This window comes from Hoeflea sp. (genome assembly GCF_039975035.1).
Taxonomy (GTDB): Bacteria; Pseudomonadota; Alphaproteobacteria; order Rhizobiales; family Rhizobiaceae; genus Hoeflea.
The window spans coordinates 1-15460 of sequence record NZ_JBDWHW010000205.1; the positions used below are offsets into that span (position 1 = coordinate 1).

Genomic DNA, 15460 nt, shown 5'->3' on the forward strand with positions numbered 1-15460 from the left:
CGAGCCGGCTGCGATATTGCGAACCACGACCTCGAGCGGGATGATCTCGACTTCCTTGATCAGTTGCTCGCGCATGTTGATGCGTTTGATGAAGTGGGTGGGAATGCCGATCCGGTTGAGATGCGAGAAAATATACTCGGAAATCCGGTTGTTGAGCACGCCCTTGCCGTCAACGACATCATGCTTCTTCTTGTTGAATGCGGTGGCGTCGTCCTTGAAGAACTGGATCAACGTACCTGGTTCGGGGCCTTCATACAGGATTTTGGCCTTACCCTCATAAATACGGCGGCGACGGGTCATGGGGGATCTCTGTCTGTTAAGCCGGCTGAAGCCGCGGCAACTCGGCATAGGGTCGATTTTGAGCCGTGCTTTAGCCGATTGTCCGGGGTTTCACAACGTCGTTGTCGGCTGTGTCCCCTGAATTGCACGGATCATGCTGGTTTAGATTGCACTTTTGGCGGTCTTTTGTTTTATGGGGCAAACGCCCATATAGGGTTTATCGATTCAACGCCGGGAGCCAGCTCATGAGCAACATGAATGACCGCGAAAATGCATTTGAAAACAAATTTGCCCATGATGCGGAACTGAAGTTCAAGGCGGAAGCCCGCCGTAACAAGCTTCTGGGGCTGTGGGCCGCCGAATTGCTTGGCAAAACCGGCGAGGAAGCTGATGCCTACGCCAAGAGCGTGGTGCTTGCCGATTTCGAGGAAGCCGGCGACGAGGACGTTTTCCGCAAGGTGCGCGGTGATTTTGACGCCGCCGGCGTTGAGCAATCAGATCACCAGATTCGCCGGCAGATGCTGGACTTGCTGGCGGTCGCCGTGGAGCAGATCCAGAACAGCTGATTCTTTTGTGATTGTGTCCTGACCGCTTCCGGCTAGCCGGAGGCGGTTTTTGGGAGGAGCGGCGGACCAGGACCTCCGCTGGGGGCGAAGGTCCCATTTGGGAGGACTGTGACGTGAAATTACGAGACGCTCTGGATCAGGACAAGATGCTGTTCACGGCCTGGTCGACGACGGGGTCGGCGGAAATGGCGGGTGAACTCGCGCTTTGCCCCTTCGATGCGGTCACCGTCGACATGCAGCATGGCGCGCACAGCGAATCGACTGCGTTCGCTTCGGCAAAAACCATTGCCGCAGCCAAGACGCCGGCGATCCTTCGTATCCCTGTTGGACGCAACGATCTGGCGAGCCGGGCGCTCGATATGGGTTTCGAGGCCGTCATCGCGCCGATGATCAATTCTGTCGCCGATGCCGAAGCGTTTGGCCGGGCGATGAAATATCCGCCGCTGGGCGAGCGTTCCTGGGGGCCGATAAAGGCGCTGCAGATTCACACCGACCACACGCCGGAAAGCTATTTCCGCTCGGCCAACACGCAAACGCTTGCCCTGGCCATGATCGAGACGCGAGCGGCCTACGAGGATCTCGACGGTATTCTTGCGACCGATGGCATCGACGGGATTTTTCTCGGCCCAGCGGATCTGTCAATTTCCTGGTCGAACGGGGCCGCCGTTGATCCGAAGAATGAAGAATTGCAGGACGTAATCGCGGACATTGCACGCCGCGCCCGCGATGCGGGGAAATATGCGGCCATTTTCGTGGTTGATCCGAGCGATGTTCCCGGGTTTTCGGCAATGGGCTACCGGCTGGCGGCGCTCAACACCGATCCGGGCCTCTTGCATGTCGGTGCCGAGGTTATGCTGGGCAAGGCCCGGGGCTGAGTGGAGCTTGAACCAGGCCGGTACGGTTCGCGTTCAACATTCTAAGACGAGCGAAAATCTTCGTCAGGCTTTGAGCCTTGCGAGAAAATTGGCAAATACCATGATGCCTTCCGGCCACGGTCCATGGCCCGATTCGGCATTGATGTGACCGGATTCGCCGGCGTCGATAAACATCGACCCCCACGCATTGGCCATGTCGCCGGCATGTTCGAACGAACCGAACGGATCATTGCGGCTCGCCACCACAATGGAGGGAAATGGCAACGGATCCTGCCTGTAGGGGCCGAACGTCATCAAATGCCGGGGCCGGATCTGCGGATTGTCGACCTCTGGCGGAGCCACCAGGAAGGCGCCGGCGATCTTGTCTGCGCATTCGGGCAGGGCCTGCAATGCGGTTGCGACCCCAAGCGAGTGGGCGATCACCACAACCGGCTTGTCAGCTTCGTTGACAGTCTCGGCAAAGCGCGCGGTCCAATCCTCACAGACAGGTTTTGCCCAGGCGTCCTGTTCGACGCGGCGGGCGGTCGACAGCCGCGCCTGCCAGCGCGATTGCCAGTGATCGGGTCCGGAATTGGTGTAGCCGGGAGCGATCAGGATATCTGTTTGGGCAACTTTCATGCAGCCGAGGTGGGGGAGGGCATCGCAAATGTCAACCGGCCGGACGGCTTGTCACCGCGGCGGCATGAAAAAAAAGTGCAAAGCCGTTACCAGCCCTCGCGCCCGACCAAAAAGGTTGGAGCGCGAACACAATCAGTTTCCGGCGGTCGCGGGTACGGTGACCTGACCGGACGGTACGATCATGAATGGCGCGCCGCCGTTCTTCAGCTTGTCCTGGCTGAATGCCAGAACGACAGCAAGGGCGGCAATGACCACCACGACGGCGATCCAGAGAGTGGCGCCGGTGTCCTGAATTTCGTGTGGCTCATAGCCGTGCGGCCTGCGTTCGTCGCGACCGCGATTTGCAAATGGTGGATAGTCCTGCATGAGGTCCTCCAGAATGTCGGATGACCATCAGAATGGGTGGCAACCACGGCGACATAGGGGCAACAGCAGGGCGACTTGGTGACACGCAATCACTTCGCATGAATGCGTGTCATTTATGTCGCAGCAGCGGCGTTCAGCTTTCGCCGAAGACGCGGGTGAAGATCGTGTCGACGTGTTTGGTGTGATAGCCGAGATCGAAGCGGTCGCGGATCTCGGTCTCGGAGAGGTACTTGCGCACGTCCTCGTCGGCGAGAAGCTCGGTGAGGAAATCGACCTGCGAATCGCCCGAGACCTGGTAGCTGTTCCAGACCTTCATGGCATTGCGCTGGACCAACCGGTAGGCGTCCTCGCGCGAGGAGCCGGCCTGGGTCAGCGCCAGCAGGATGCGCTGCGAGTGCACCAGACCGCCCAGACGGTCCATGTTGCCGACCATCCGCTCGGGATAGACCAGCAGCTTGTCGATGACGCCGGTCAAACGGACAAGCGCGAAGTCGAGAGTGATGGTGGTGTCCGGTCCGATCATGCGTTCGACCGAGGAGTGGGAGATGTCGCGCTCATGCCAGAGAGCAACATTTTCCATCGCCGGCGTGACTGCCATGCGCACCAGCCGCGACAGGCCGGTGAGGTTTTCGGTCAGCACCGGGTTGCGCTTGTGCGGCATCGCCGACGAGCCCTTCTGGCCCTTGGAGAAATACTCCTCGGCCTCGAGCACCTCGGTGCGCTGCAAATGGCGGATTTCGGTGGCGACGCGCTCGATGGACGAGGCGATGACGCCGAGCGTGGCGAAAAACATCGCGTGACGGTCGCGCGGGATGACCTGGGTGGAAACCGGTTCGGCGGTCAGGCCCATGGCCTTGGCGACATGTTCCTCCACGCGCGGATCAATGTTGGCGAAGGTGCCGACGGCGCCGGAGATGGCGCAGGTGGCGATTTCCTCGCGGGCGTTGCGAAGCCGGGTGCGGCAGCGGTCGAACTCGGCATAGGCCTCGGCCATTTTCAGGCCGAAGGTGACTGGTTCTGCATGAATGCCGTGCGAACGGCCGATGCAGACGGTGTCCTTGTGCTCGAACGCGCGGCGCTTGATGGCGGCCAGAAGCGCATCCATGTCAGCCAAAAGCAGATCGGAAGCCTTGACCAACTGGACATTGAAACAAGTGTCGAGAACATCCGATGAGGTCATGCCCTGGTGGACGAAGCGGGCGTCCGGGCCGACAATTTCAGCCAGATGAGTGAGAAAGGCGATGACGTCGTGCTTGGTCTCGCGCTCGATTTCGTCGATGCGGTCGATATCGAAGGTGGCGGCGCCGCCCTTGTCCCAGATGGTCCTGGCGGCCTCTTTCGGGATGACGCCGAGTTCGGCGAGAGCATCGCAGGCATGCGCCTCGATCTCGAACCAGATCCGGAACTTGGATTCGGGCGACCAGATGTCGACCATCTCGGGGCGGGAATAGCGCGGGATCATGGCAAGGTCCGTCAATGAGTTTGCGTTGCGGCGGGTCTAGTGCATTTCCGTCCTGAATCAAACGGTCTATCGGCGTTGTCCGGCGAATAATCCGGTTTTTGCCGGTTTGGCGCGTCCATTGCCGTGTGCCAGCATCAGCGATGCCGCGAACAGGAAGACAACTCCCAGGGGCAGGTAAAGCCGCACACCGATGACGGCAAACTGGTAAAGCGCCGCGGCGGAGGTGAAAGCAAGCTGCAGCAGCCAGAGTTTGGTAAACGGGTCGCCATGCCATTGGGCATAGAAATTCCGGTAGATGACGGCAAACAGACATGCGGTCACGCCGAGTGTGAAAATTGACAGGCACACAAACGCCGCGGCAAAGACTGCTTCCCGAGAACGCCTGAAGGCGATGAAGCGGAAGCAAGCCAGACTGAGCGGCCAGGCCAGCACAGCGCCGCTAAACACCAGGGCCGTGATGCTCCAGTAATGGTCGGTGAGGCCCGCCATCGACAGCCAGATCGCGGCTTGCGCGGACAGCGCCATGGCAGCGCCCCAGCCGATTGCGCCAAGAATGGCGTCGGACCAGCCAATCCGCGCCGCCCGAAGCCGGTCGCGTAGATTGGAATTGTCATTGGCCGGTCTGGGCGCCGGTCCCTTGTGCCGTTTGACGGGAGTTTTCATTCAAAGCGTCGGGTAACGGCGATCCAGCGACCGTTCTCGCCCTCAAAGCCGATCGACCGGACCAGAACGAGCACGGCGTGGGTCGACACCCCGCCGGCGAGATGGGTGATGGCGCCGCCGATACGATAGCTTAACGGACAACCGCGGCTTTGCGGCACGGAGGTGTCGTCATGGAGCACCATGGAAGACGGCCGGCCATTGATTTGGGTCAGTTCCAGCCGGAAACCGGTGGAGGTGTCTGCAATGTCGCGGCAGAGCGAGGAGGAAGGCAACTCAACTTCCTGCAAGGTGACCTCGTAGGGCCCGAACGGCTGAGGCTCCATGGAGAATGGCGTGTAGCGCAGGTGATGCGCCGCGCCGTCAAGCTCGGACAGTGGATTGAAGGCGGCGATAACGCCGGGATTGGCCGAAAGATCATACCGGGCGACAAGGGCTGCCGATCGGGATTCCGCCTCGGTGCGGGCATCGCCGATGCTTTTGGTATCGTCCTCGATAACGACGCGGACGGTGGAGCCGGGAATGAAGGAGTCGCTGACGGTGTCGATGAAAAACCGGTTGGCGAAGGCAAAACCGGAGCCGTCCTGAACGCCAAATTCCTCGAATGCGAATACCCTGCCGTCAGCGGAAAATCCGAGCGGCCTGAATTCCGCGAACTCGCCCGCCTGAGCCGCGCTCCGGGCAAGACAGATCGCGATCAGGACAAACAGCATGTGTCGGGCAATTAACATTGGAGATTTCCGAATGGTGTTCATGACCGGGTATCACCACAGCGCCGGGTGGGCAACCGGAAGGCAGATCAAACTTGGTCACGGCTCCAGGCAGGCATCAGGTCACGCGGATCGGGCGCGGCGGCATGAATCCCGCGGGCGATGGCGCGGCACATGGTGGAGGCTGCGGTCGCGCAAAGATCCACAAACGCATCCGTCGAGGGTTTGCAGCCGGACGCGCCGGTTGCCAGGGCAAACACCAGATCTCCGTCGAACGGCGTGTGGCTGGGCCAGATCGACCGGGCGAAGCCCGCATGAGCCGCAATCGCCAGCCGTTTGGCCTCCGCCTTGGTGAGGACGGCGTCGGTGGCGATGACGGCGATGGTGGTGTTGGAGACGCCGCGGGAAAGGTCGCGAAACTTGATCCGGAGACCGGTGGCGTCGCCAGGCATCGGCGAGGGCATGCCGAGACCGCCGAATTCGGTGCCGATCTCGAAGGGCGCGGCCCAGAAATGCCGGGTGTCACCAATGGTCACCGATCCCATCGGGTTGGCGGCGACAAGCGCCCCGATCATGTGATTGCCCGCGACCAGTGACGAAGCCGATCCGAGGCCACCCTTGAAGGTCGCGGTCAACGCGCCGACGCCCGCGCCAGCGGTGCCGATTGCGAAATCACGGCTCGCCGCGGCGGCGGCCTGGTAGCCCAGTTCGCGATAGGGCGGGTACCGGCCCCACTCCTTGTCGCCGCCATTGATAAGGTCGAACAGGATCGCAGCCGGCAGGATCGGAATCCGGTGCGGGCCGACCTCGAAGCCCTTTGCCTGTTCGCGCAGGAAGGCTTGCGCGCCACTGGCCGCGTCGAGGCCGAAGGCCGAGCCGCCGGACAGGACGATGCCGTTGACGGTTTCAACCGTGTTGTGCGGCTCGAGCAGATCGGTCTCACGGGTGCCGGGCGCACCGCCGAGAACCTGCACGGCGGCGGTTGCGGGCGGATCGCACAGGAGAGCGGTCGTGCCGGAGTTCAGCCTGGCATCGCTGGAATTGCCGACGGTCAGGCCGGCGACATCGGTGATCAGGTTACGCGGTCCGGTTTGCATCGTCGGCTTGTCCATCACTGGGTTTGACCGGACAGGCGCGCGGCGTCTTCCACGCTGAGCCGGTTGAAGGTTCCATTCTGTTGAATGGCGAGCACGAAGCCGGGTTCGCGGCGCTCGCCGTTCCCATCGAAGGTGACGGGGCCGAGCGCGGTGTCAAAGGTGTTGCCGGCAAGCAGATGTTCCAGATCCGTCTCGCCATAGCCAAGCCGGTTGGCGGCCGCACCGACAATTTCAGCCGCGGCGTAGGCGGGGATCCGCAGTCCCTCGGCGATCAGGCCATGATCTGCAAAGGCCTGCCGCGCGCGCTCGTCGTCCGCGCCGGGAACGGCGCCGGCGGACAGCACGGCGATGGTTCCGTCAGGCAGCGGAGCGTCTCCCACCGGTGCATGGAGTGTGTCACCGCCCATGAACTGGAATTCGACCTTCTGATGCCGGGCTTCCTGTGCGATGACCGCCAGATCGGGACGTTCTCCGCCGACAAAGACCCGGGTAACGCCGGCCGCCTTGAGCCTGCGCACCAGGCTGGGCTGGGTCGCCTGACCGGGCCGGTAATTATCCACGAAGGCCGGTTTGAGCGATCGTGCTTCCAGTCTGATCCTGATCGCCTCGACAAGCTCGCGGCCTGAAATAGCTCCGTCCTCAATCAGCGCGAATGGCTTGTCCGCCCAAAACCGCATGATAGCTTCCGCCGCGATTTCGGCTTCGGAACTCGCGCGCGGGGCGAGGCGGTAGAACTTCCATCCGAGCCGCGAGGCTTCCTCGCCGATGATGTCGGCGCGGACCGTCAGGGTTATCACCGGGATATTGTCGTCCGACAGCATCGGCAGCGCCGCAGCCAGGCTTTCGGTGCACACAAAGCCGACCACGATATCGACGCCGGCTTCGATCATGGCCGCGGCAGCGTTGATGCCGGATTCGGGGGTGCAGTCGTCGTCGCCTTCGACAATGTCGGCCAAGGCGCCCGGATTGGCCGTATCCCATATGCCGAAGGCCTCGCGGACATGGTCACCCAGAAGCTTGAACTGGCCGGATTGCGGGATGACCAGGCCGACATTCAGCGCGTCCGCCCGCGCAGGCATGGCGAATGCAAGGAGAGCCAGGACGAAGGCCGGAAGGCAAAACAGACAGCGCATGATCATGGGCCACATTTAGCCCAGCAAAGATTGTAACTCAAAGCAAATTCCGCCCGATACAGGTCCGCCCGGCGGCTATGGGCGAGAAAAAGTCGTGGGCGTGGGTTTCAAATTCACCTTTGGCCTTTATGTATGATCCTTGGTCAATCCAAAGTTTGAGGCTGAGGCGTGTTGAAACGGCAAACCATCGATTCCAAAGATTATCGCGACGCGATGGCGCGTTATGCCGGGCATGTGCAAATTGCAACCACAGTGCAGGATGGGGTACGCCGCGGCGTGACCGTAACCGCTGCCTGCTCGGTTTCTGACAATCCCGGTACACTGCTGGTTTGCCTCAATCATTCCAACCCGCAAAACGAGCTTTTCATCCAGTCGGGCGTCTTTGCGCTCAATACCTTGAAGTCGGAGCACCAGCCACTGGCGGTGGCGTTTTCAGGTCTCGATCATCTCGATGTCGACGAGCGCTTTGCGCTGGCCGAATGGAACACGATCACCACCGGCGCGCCGGCGCTGGTGGGGGCGACGGCGGTGTTTGATTGCCGCTTGATCGAGGCGAAGCCGGTGGCCACACATACGATCATGATCGGTGAAGTGGTTGGCCTGAGGATTGGAGAGCCCGCGCCGGCGCCTTTATATATGGACCGCGGATACCATACTGTTTAGCCTCGACCGGGGTGTTGACCCGATCTGCCTGCTGACGGAGCCACGATGTCCATAACCAATTCGCTGCCGACCTCCATTGATGAAACGCTGGCCCTGCTTTCGAGTCAGGATTATGTCGCCGGCCGGGCGCTGGCGACCGTGTTGTTTCTCGCACTCCGGATGAAGCGACCGCTGTTTCTTGAAGGCGAGGCCGGTGTCGGCAAGACCGAAATCGCCAAGGTTCTGGCCAAGGCGCTGGACCGGCCACTGATCCGGCTGCAATGCTATGAGGGCCTCGATGTGTCCTCGGCGGTCTATGAATGGAACTATCCGGCGCAGATGCTGGAAATCCGGCTGGCGGAAGCAACCGGCGAGGATGATCGCTCGGCGATCGAACGCAACATATTCTCGGAAAAACACCTGATTCGCCGCCCTGTCCTGCAGGCGCTGGAAGGCTCCGGGGGCCGGGCGCCGGTGTTCCTGATCGACGAACTCGACCGGACCGACGAGGCATTCGAGGCGTTCCTGCTGGAAATCCTGTCCGATTACCAGGTGACCATTCCCGAGCTCGGCACCATTGTCGCGCAAGAGCCGCCGATCGTCATCATTACCACCAACCGCACCCGCGAAATCCATGATGCGCTGAAGCGGCGCTGCCTGTATCACTGGGTCGATTACCCGTCAGCCGAGGTCGAACTGCAGATTATCCGCCTGAAAGCGCCGGGCTGTCATGAAGACCTGTCGCGGCAGGTGGTCGCCTTCGTCCAGAAGCTCCGGCAGATGGACCTGTTCAAGAGCCCCGGCGTGGCCGAGACGATTGATTGGGCCACCGCATTGACCGAGCTCGACCGGCTGGCGCTTGATCCGGAAACTGTTTCCGACACGCTCGGGACCTTGCTCAAGTATCAGGACGACATCGCACGCATCGAGAGCGGCGCGGGCCGCGAGCTGCTGGCCGAGGTGAAGGCCGAGATGGCCCAGGGGCTTTGATGGCGCAAGCCGGAAACGCGATTGTCTTCAGGGATGGCGACGGGCGTATTGTCGACAACATCGTGTATTTCGCGCGGGTGCTGCGAAAGGCCGGGCTGAAGGTCGGGCCCGCTGCCGTGCGCGATGCGGTGGAGGCGGTGCAGATTGCCGGTATCGGCAGCCGCGAGGAATTCTACTGGGTGCTGCACTCGGTCTTCGTCAAGCGGCGCGAGGATCACCAGGTGTTCGATCAGGCGTTCAAGCTGTTCTGGCGGACGCGGGATCTGGTCGAGAAGATGATCGCGATGTTTTCTCCGGTGGCGATGGAGAACAAGCAACGCGAAAAGCTCAAGGCCGGGGAAACACGGGTCAGCCAGGCGCTGTTTGAAGGGCATGAAAAAAACCGGCCACCGGAAGACAAGCCGATCATCGACATAGACGCGAGGGAAACGGTTTCCGGCAACGAGGTGCTCAGGCAGCAGGATTTCGCCCAGATGACCGCGCTCGAGCTTGCACAGGCCAAGCGGGCGATCGCGGCGCTGTCGCTGCCGTTCGACCAGGTGGAGACGCGCCGCTACAAGACGTCATCGTTGCAGAAGCGGATCGATCCGCGCGCCACCATGCGCTCTGCCATGCGCACCGGGGGTGATCTGATCCTGCCGCGGTTCCGCAAGCGCCGGAAGGTGCATCCTCCACTGGTCATCATCGCCGATATTTCCGGATCGATGAGCCAGTACACGCGGATCTTCCTGCATTTCATGCATGTGATCAGCGAGAAGCGGCGCGGCGTGCATACGTTCCTGTTCGGAACGCGGCTGACCAATATCACCCGGCAGATGCGCAACAAGGACCCCGACGAGGCGGTCGACCAATGCACGGGCGCGGTCAGGGACTGGTCGGGCGGCACCCGAATCGGCGAGGCGTTGAGGCTGTTCAACCGGCAATGGTCGCGCCGGGTTCTGGGGCAGGGGGCCGTCGTGATCCTGATCACCGACGGGCTGGAGCGTGATTCGATTAAGGAACTTGATGCCGAAATCGACCGCTTGCATCGTTCCTGCCGCCGGCTGATATGGCTCAATCCGCTGCTGAGATTCGACGGATTTGAGGCCAGGGCCCGCGGCGTGCGCACCATGCTTGCTCATGTCGATGAATTTCGCGCGGTGCACAATATCGAGGCGATGGCCGATCTGGTGGCGGCGCTTGGCGAAAAGAATGCGGCGAAGGCCGATCCGCGCCGATATCTTTAATGTCGCACCCGAACTCACTTGAATTCACACGGTCGCGGTGGCCATAGTTACTGCCTAACGGATGGAGGCAGTCATGATTTCACAGTCTTCGGGCGCGACGGCAGAGGACCAGCACGACCCGCTGATGGTTGCCGAGCGCTGGATGCTTGATGGCCGCGAGGTGGCGGTGGCGACGGTGATTGAAACTTGGGGGTCGGCGCCCAGGCCGGTCGGCAGTCATCTGGTGATTGATGCGACCGGCAATTTCAGCGGATCGGTGTCGGGCGGTTGCGTCGAGGGCGCGGTGATTTCAGAGGCTTCGGATGTGATTGCCAGCGGAGAGCCGAAAATGCTCGAATTCGGCGTGGCCGACGAAACCGCCTGGCGGGTGGGATTGTCCTGCGGCGGCAAGATCCGGGTCTATCTGGAACGGGTGGGCTGATGGATCCGCACCTGCTCAGGAAACTCAATGCAGCGCGCCGCGACAGGCAGGCAGCGATTCTGATCACCGGTCTGGAAGACGGCCGCAACCGGCTGGTGATGTGGGGCGATCCTGTTGCAGGCGATCTGGGCGCGGCCATCGGCAAGACATTTCTGTCAGGAAAGTCGGGTACGGTGGAGGCCGATGGCCAGAGGTTCTTTCTCAATGTGCATCTGCCGTCGCCAAGGATGGTGATCATCGGCGCGGTGCATATCTCGCAGGCGCTGGCGCCGATGGCGGCCATGACGGGGTTTGATGTCAAGGTAATCGATCCGCGCACGGCCTTTGCCACCGAAGAGCGGTTCGAGGGCGTCGATCTGGTTGCCGACTGGCCTGAAGACGCGCTGAAGGATCAGCCTTTGGACGCGTTCACGGCGCTCGTGGCAGTGACCCACGATCCGAAGATAGATGACTGGCCGCTGATCTCGGCGTTAAAGGCGCAAGCGTTCTACGTTGGTGCGCTGGGCTCGCGCAAGACCCATGCCCGGCGGGTGGAGCGGTTGACGCAGGCGGGAGTGAGCGGGCAGGAAATCGCCCGGATTACAGCGCCCATCGGTCTGGATATAGGTGCCCAAAGTCCCTCCGAGATCGCTGTCGCGATCCTGGCTCAGACGGTTTTGGCGTTGCGCCGTCCTGTCGACACAGCGGCCTCCGGCCAAAGAGTATCCGATACATGAAATTTGGCTCGGTCCCGCTTGAGAAAGCCGAAGGTGCGCTGCTTGCGCATTCCATGTCTGTCGGCACGTTGCGGCTGAAGAAAGGGCATATGCTCAATGCAACGGACCTGATGCTGCTTGAGCAGAGCGGGATTGCAGAGGTGATCGTTGCGCTGTTGCAAGACGGCGATGTCGCCGAAGATGCGGCCGCCGATGCGCTGGCAAAAGCCTTTCAAGGCGCCAATATCCGTGCCGCCAACGCCTCGACAGGACGGGTCAATCTGCATGCCACACAAGCCGGAGTGTTCCGCGCCGAGCGGCTGCTTGTCGATCATTTCAACACCATCGACCCGGCCATCACATTCGCCTGTCTGTCCGATCAGACGCCGGTGCAGCCCGGCGAGATGGTGGCAACGATCAAGATCATTCCGCTGGCGGTGAACAGTGTTTCGCTCAAGCATGCGCGAGACGCCATGGCTGCGCGCAACATGGCGCGGGTCCTGCCGTACAAGCCGGTACGCGCCGGACTGATTGCGACCATGCTGCCGACGCTCAAGCCCTCGGTGATGGACAAGACGCGCGCGCTTCTGACCAACCGTCTGGCTCTGAGCGGCTCCACCCTGATCGAGGAAAGCCGGACTGCTCACACGGTCGATGCGGTGAGCGGCGAACTGGTCCGGATGAGTGCGAAATATGATCTGGTGGTCATCTTTGGCGCTTCGGCCGTCACAGATCCGGAGGATGTCGTTCCTGCTGCAATCGGCAGCGCCGGGGGAGAGGTTGAACGGGTTGGCATGCCGGTTGATCCGGGCAATCTGCTGGTGCTGGGATCGGTTGGCGCCACACCGGTGATTGGCGCGCCGGGCTGCGCCCGCAGTCCCAAGGAAAACGGTTTTGACTGGGTGCTGGCGCGCATCCTTACCGGGCAAGCGCCGTCTGCGCTCGACATCACCCGCATGGGCGTGGGCGGACTCCTCAAAGAAATCGCAACCCGGCCTCAGCCAAGGCAGCCGGTTACGGCAAAAGCCCATGACCGATCCGGTGTCCGGGTCGGGGTGGTGCTGCTTGCCGCGGGCCGGGCCAGCCGCATGGGCGAAGCGGCGGGCCACAAGTTGCTGGCGGATTTCGATGGCGAAGCGCTGATCCGCAGAATGGCCCGGACGGCGCTGGCCTCGAAGGCTGCCGCGACGATCGTGGTCACCGGTCATCGTGGCGAAGATGTTGCGGCGAGGCTTTCCGGTCTGGATGTGCATCTGGCTGCCAATCCGGAGTTCGCCTCCGGGATGGCATCGTCACTCAAGCACGGACTTGCTGCACTCGACGATACGGTTTCGGGAGCGCTGGTTCTGCTGGCCGACATGCCGGCGGTGCAAACCGGGCATCTGGACGCGCTGATCGAGAGTTTTGCCCGAAACAATGGCCGCGCCATTGTCCGTGCCTGTGATGGCGCGCGCCGCGGCAATCCGGTCATCCTGCCCCGCGCCGCTTTTGCCGAAGCCATGCACCTGTCCGGTGATGTGGGTGCGCGGACGCTCGTTGAAAGCGGCGCATGGCCGGTGATCGATGTCGAGATCGGACCGGCGGCACGGCTGGATGTGGATACGCCCGAGGCTGTTCGGCGGGCCGGCGGCGTGACGGAAAGCGGGGAACAGCCGGATGGACAATGAACGGATCCGCGAGATGTTTGACAGCCTCGGAGAGGTTGCCATCAAGCGCATGTTCGGCGGCAAGGGGATCTATCATCAGGGCATAATCCTGGCGCTTGAGGTGAGCGGCGAGATCCTGCTCAAGGCGGATGCCGAGAGCGCGCCGAGATTTGCAGCCGCGGGCGCCAGCCAATGGATTCCTGACGGCAAGACCAAGCCGGTGGCGATGCCCTACTGGTCGATCCCCGAGGCGGCGCAGGATGATCCCGAAGATCTCGCGACATGGATCGGTCTTGCCTGGGAAGCGGCGTTGCGAACCAGAAAATAGCAAAGCGGTGTGCCGAGACAGTGCGGTACCGGATCCACCAAGGCATGAAAAAAGTCGCCTGCATCGCTGCCGGCGGCTTGACTCGTCATAGACAGATCAGTTTCAGCTGCCGATCATCATGAATGCGGGAATTTCGTCGCCAAACCCGACAGGGGTGGGGTCGCGATCATCATTGTCGCGGTTATGGCGATTGCGATTCCGGTTGTTGCGGTCATCATTGGCGTTTGCATTGGCGTTGGCCGGTTCCGGCGCGCGTTGCCGCGGCTGACGCTCTTCGCGATTCTGCTTCGGAGCAGGTTTTGCGGCGGTCTTGGCCGGTTCGTCCGCTGCCGGTTCAGGCACATCTTTCGCCACCGCGACGGGCGCGGGCTTGTCGTCGCGTCCCCGCTTGTCGTCACGACCGGACCTGCGCGCCGTCCCCTTGCTGTCACTGCGGCGGCCGCGGCCTGGCTTTTCGTCACTGTCCCCGGAGGTAGCTTCGATGGCGTCCTTGCCATCGAGCCATTCGATCTCGCGGTCGATCAATTTGGTGATTGCGTCGACATATTTGGCATCGCGACGTGTCACCATGGTGAACGCCGCGCCGGCGCGACCGGCGCGACCGGTGCGGCCGATGCGGTGGACATAGTCCTCGGCATGGATTGGAACATCGAAATTGAAGACATGGCTGACAGCCGGAATATCCAGCCCGCGAGCAGCGACATCTGAAGCCACAAGCAGCGTGATCTCGTTGTCCTTGAAGCCCTGCAGCATGTTGGTGCGCGAGCGCTGATCCATGTCGCCATGCAAGGCTCCAACGGAGAAGCCGTGCTTTTCAAGCGATTTGTAAAGATCAGCCACGTCCTTCTTGCGATTGCAGAAAATGATGGCGTTGGTCAGGTCGGTCTGTGACCGGATCAACTCGCGCAGGCGTTCGCGCTTTTCAAAATCCTTGCCGCCGCAGGCAACAAGCTGCTGAACAACCGTGGCCGCGGTCGAAGACGGCGGCGCCACCTCGATGCGGACAGGATTCTGCAGGAACGTGTCGGCAAGATTCTGGATTTCGGGCGGCATGGTGGCCGAGAAAAACAGTGTCTGACGGGTAAAGGGAATGAATTTGACGATGCGTTCGATATCGGGAATGAAGCCCATGTCGAGCATTCTGTCGGCTTCGTCGATAACCAGAAGTTCGACGCCGGTCATCAGCAGCTTGCCGCGTTCGGTGTGGTCGAGCAACCGGCCCGGTGTGGCGATCAGCACATCGGCGCCGCGCTCGAGCTTGCGGTCCTGCTCGTCAAACGAGACGCCGCCGATCAGCAGCACGATGTTGAGGCGGTGATTCTTGCCGTATTTCTCGAAATTTTCGTGAACCTGCGCAGCGAGTTCGCGCGTCGGTTCAAGGATCAGGGTGCGCGGCATCCGCGCCCGGGCGCGGCCTCTTTCGAGCATGGTCAGCATCGGCAGCACGAAGCCCGCCGTCTTGCCGGTTCCGGTCTGGGCGATGCCCAGAATGTCACGCCGTTCGAGCGCCGGAGGAATTGCGCCTTCCTGGATCGGAGTTGGCGTCGTGTAGCCTGCGTCAGCAACGGCAGACAATACTTTTTGGCTTAAGCCAAGATCAGCAAAAGTGGTCAATTGGGAGCGTTTTCCGTTTCGGAGTTTGCGACAATGCGCGGGCGCGCGCCTTGAACGCGAGCCCATTGGCTTCCGAATAGTCGTTGCAGTGCATTAAGTCAAGGAAAAGCCCGGAATCGCGCCGTCTGCCCC

At 61.7% G+C, this 15460-nt stretch carries 18 protein-coding genes; 9 read left to right on the forward strand and 9 right to left on the reverse strand.

Annotation, left to right across the window (positions count from 1 at the left end):
• Positions 1–300, reverse strand: a 300-nt coding sequence (locus ABJN75_RS18310) for a phosphoribosylaminoimidazolesuccinocarboxamide synthase (protein WP_348441029.1), incomplete at its 3' end; no start/stop codon positions are given.
• Between the two features lie 224 nt (positions 301–524).
• On the opposite strand from ABJN75_RS18310, the gene ABJN75_RS18315 reads away from it, so the two are divergent.
• Together ABJN75_RS18315 and ABJN75_RS18320 are read left to right on the forward strand one after the other, a co-directional pair.
• Positions 525–845 (forward strand): DUF1476 domain-containing protein, encoded by a 321-nt coding sequence (locus tag ABJN75_RS18315; RefSeq protein WP_348441030.1) that lies wholly within the window; start codon positions 525–527, stop codon positions 843–845.
• 113 nt (positions 846–958) lie between these two features.
• Positions 959–1720 carry an aldolase/citrate lyase family protein gene (locus ABJN75_RS18320; RefSeq protein WP_348441031.1) on the forward strand — a complete coding sequence of 254 codons (762 nt, stop codon included), beginning with the start codon at positions 959–961 and terminating at the stop codon, positions 1718–1720.
• A gap of 63 nt (positions 1721–1783) precedes the next feature.
• Here ABJN75_RS18320 and ABJN75_RS18325 read toward each other — a convergent pair whose 3' ends face one another.
• From ABJN75_RS18325 to ABJN75_RS18355, 7 genes are all read right to left on the reverse strand, one after another.
• On the reverse strand, positions 1784–2338 hold the full coding sequence (locus ABJN75_RS18325) for an alpha/beta hydrolase (RefSeq protein WP_348441032.1): 555 nt from the start codon (positions 2336–2338) through the stop codon (positions 1784–1786).
• 132 nt (positions 2339–2470) lie between these two features.
• Positions 2471–2704 carry a hypothetical protein gene (locus ABJN75_RS18330; RefSeq protein WP_348441033.1) on the reverse strand — a complete coding sequence of 78 codons (234 nt, stop codon included), beginning with the start codon at positions 2702–2704 and terminating at the stop codon, positions 2471–2473.
• A 133-nt stretch (positions 2705–2837) separates the two neighbouring features.
• Entirely contained in the window at positions 2838–4166 is a 1329-nt protein-coding gene (gene purB / locus ABJN75_RS18335; RefSeq protein WP_348441034.1) for an adenylosuccinate lyase, read from the reverse strand.
• Between the two features lie 66 nt (positions 4167–4232).
• Positions 4233–4829 carry a hypothetical protein gene (locus tag ABJN75_RS18340; RefSeq protein ID WP_348441035.1) on the reverse strand — a complete coding sequence of 199 codons (597 nt, stop codon included), beginning with the start codon at positions 4827–4829 and terminating at the stop codon, positions 4233–4235.
• Entirely contained in the window at positions 4826–5557 is a 732-nt protein-coding gene (locus ABJN75_RS18345) for a DUF2259 domain-containing protein (RefSeq protein WP_348441036.1), read from the reverse strand. Before ABJN75_RS18345 ends, ABJN75_RS18340 begins: the two co-directional genes overlap by 4 nt.
• A gap of 68 nt (positions 5558–5625) precedes the next feature.
• Positions 5626–6633, reverse strand: a complete 1008-nt coding sequence (locus ABJN75_RS18350) for a P1 family peptidase (RefSeq protein ID WP_348441037.1) — start codon at positions 6631–6633, stop codon at positions 5626–5628.
• Between the two features lie 14 nt (positions 6634–6647).
• Positions 6648–7772: an ABC transporter substrate-binding protein gene (locus ABJN75_RS18355; RefSeq protein WP_348441038.1), complete on the reverse strand. Its 1125-nt coding sequence runs from the start codon at positions 7770–7772 to the stop codon at positions 6648–6650.
• 162 nt (positions 7773–7934) lie between these two features.
• Between ABJN75_RS18355 and ABJN75_RS18360 the strand changes: the two genes are divergently transcribed.
• The 7 genes from ABJN75_RS18360 (at position 7935) to ABJN75_RS18390 (ending at position 13714) form a co-directional block, all read left to right on the forward strand.
• Positions 7935–8429, forward strand: a complete 495-nt coding sequence (locus tag ABJN75_RS18360; protein ID WP_348441039.1) for a flavin reductase — start codon at positions 7935–7937, stop codon at positions 8427–8429.
• A 45-nt stretch (positions 8430–8474) separates the two neighbouring features.
• Positions 8475–9398, forward strand: a complete 924-nt coding sequence (locus tag ABJN75_RS18365; protein ID WP_348441040.1) for a MoxR family ATPase — start codon at positions 8475–8477, stop codon at positions 9396–9398.
• Positions 9398–10624, forward strand: coding sequence for a VWA domain-containing protein (locus ABJN75_RS18370; RefSeq protein WP_348441041.1), 1227 nt, complete (start codon positions 9398–9400; stop codon positions 10622–10624). The genes ABJN75_RS18365 and ABJN75_RS18370 overlap by 1 nt, the downstream gene beginning before the upstream one ends.
• A 73-nt stretch (positions 10625–10697) precedes the next feature.
• Positions 10698–11045 carry an XdhC family protein gene (locus ABJN75_RS18375; protein ID WP_348441042.1) on the forward strand — a complete coding sequence of 116 codons (348 nt, stop codon included), beginning with the start codon at positions 10698–10700 and terminating at the stop codon, positions 11043–11045.
• Positions 11045–11761: an XdhC family protein gene (locus ABJN75_RS18380; RefSeq protein ID WP_348441043.1), complete on the forward strand. Its 717-nt coding sequence runs from the start codon at positions 11045–11047 to the stop codon at positions 11759–11761. The genes ABJN75_RS18375 and ABJN75_RS18380 overlap by 1 nt, the downstream gene beginning before the upstream one ends.
• Entirely contained in the window at positions 11758–13407 is a 1650-nt protein-coding gene (locus ABJN75_RS18385; RefSeq protein ID WP_348441045.1) for a molybdopterin-binding/glycosyltransferase family 2 protein, read from the forward strand. The genes ABJN75_RS18380 and ABJN75_RS18385 overlap by 4 nt, the downstream gene beginning before the upstream one ends.
• Complete coding sequence (locus ABJN75_RS18390; protein ID WP_348441046.1) at positions 13397–13714, forward strand: TfoX/Sxy family protein; 318 nt, start codon at positions 13397–13399, stop codon at positions 13712–13714. The genes ABJN75_RS18385 and ABJN75_RS18390 overlap by 11 nt, the downstream gene beginning before the upstream one ends.
• Positions 13715–13816: 102 nt before the next feature.
• Here ABJN75_RS18390 and ABJN75_RS18395 read toward each other — a convergent pair whose 3' ends face one another.
• Complete coding sequence (locus ABJN75_RS18395) at positions 13817–15328, reverse strand: DEAD/DEAH box helicase (RefSeq protein WP_348441047.1); 1512 nt, start codon at positions 15326–15328, stop codon at positions 13817–13819.
• Positions 15329–15460 lie beyond the last annotated feature (132 nt).

What these genes read in the sequence shown, in the direction of transcription:
- ABJN75_RS18315 (WP_348441030.1), top strand. Translation starts at nt 525, where the DNA reads ATGAGCAACATGAATGACCGCGAAAATGCATTTGAAAACAAATTTGCC.
- ABJN75_RS18325 (WP_348441032.1), bottom strand. Translation starts at nt 2,338, where the DNA reads ATGAAAGTTGCCCAAACAGATATCCTGATCGCTCCCGGCTACACCAAT.
- ABJN75_RS18330 (WP_348441033.1), bottom strand. Translation starts at nt 2,704, where the DNA reads ATGCAGGACTATCCACCATTTGCAAATCGCGGTCGCGACGAACGCAGG.
- purB (WP_348441034.1), bottom strand. Translation starts at nt 4,166, where the DNA reads ATGATCCCGCGCTATTCCCGCCCCGAGATGGTCGACATCTGGTCGCCC.
- ABJN75_RS18340 (WP_348441035.1), bottom strand. Translation starts at nt 4,829, where the DNA reads ATGAAAACTCCCGTCAAACGGCACAAGGGACCGGCGCCCAGACCGGCC.
- ABJN75_RS18345 (WP_348441036.1), bottom strand. Translation starts at nt 5,557, where the DNA reads ATGTTAATTGCCCGACACATGCTGTTTGTCCTGATCGCGATCTGTCTT.
- ABJN75_RS18350 (WP_348441037.1), bottom strand. Translation starts at nt 6,633, where the DNA reads ATGCAAACCGGACCGCGTAACCTGATCACCGATGTCGCCGGCCTGACC.
- ABJN75_RS18355 (WP_348441038.1), bottom strand. Translation starts at nt 7,772, where the DNA reads ATGATCATGCGCTGTCTGTTTTGCCTTCCGGCCTTCGTCCTGGCTCTC.
- ABJN75_RS18365 (WP_348441040.1), top strand. Translation starts at nt 8,475, where the DNA reads ATGTCCATAACCAATTCGCTGCCGACCTCCATTGATGAAACGCTGGCC.
- ABJN75_RS18370 (WP_348441041.1), top strand. Translation starts at nt 9,398, where the DNA reads ATGGCGCAAGCCGGAAACGCGATTGTCTTCAGGGATGGCGACGGGCGT.
- ABJN75_RS18375 (WP_348441042.1), top strand. Translation starts at nt 10,698, where the DNA reads ATGATTTCACAGTCTTCGGGCGCGACGGCAGAGGACCAGCACGACCCG.
- ABJN75_RS18380 (WP_348441043.1), top strand. Translation starts at nt 11,045, where the DNA reads ATGGATCCGCACCTGCTCAGGAAACTCAATGCAGCGCGCCGCGACAGG.
- ABJN75_RS18385 (WP_348441045.1), top strand. Translation starts at nt 11,758, where the DNA reads ATGAAATTTGGCTCGGTCCCGCTTGAGAAAGCCGAAGGTGCGCTGCTT.
- ABJN75_RS18390 (WP_348441046.1), top strand. Translation starts at nt 13,397, where the DNA reads ATGGACAATGAACGGATCCGCGAGATGTTTGACAGCCTCGGAGAGGTT.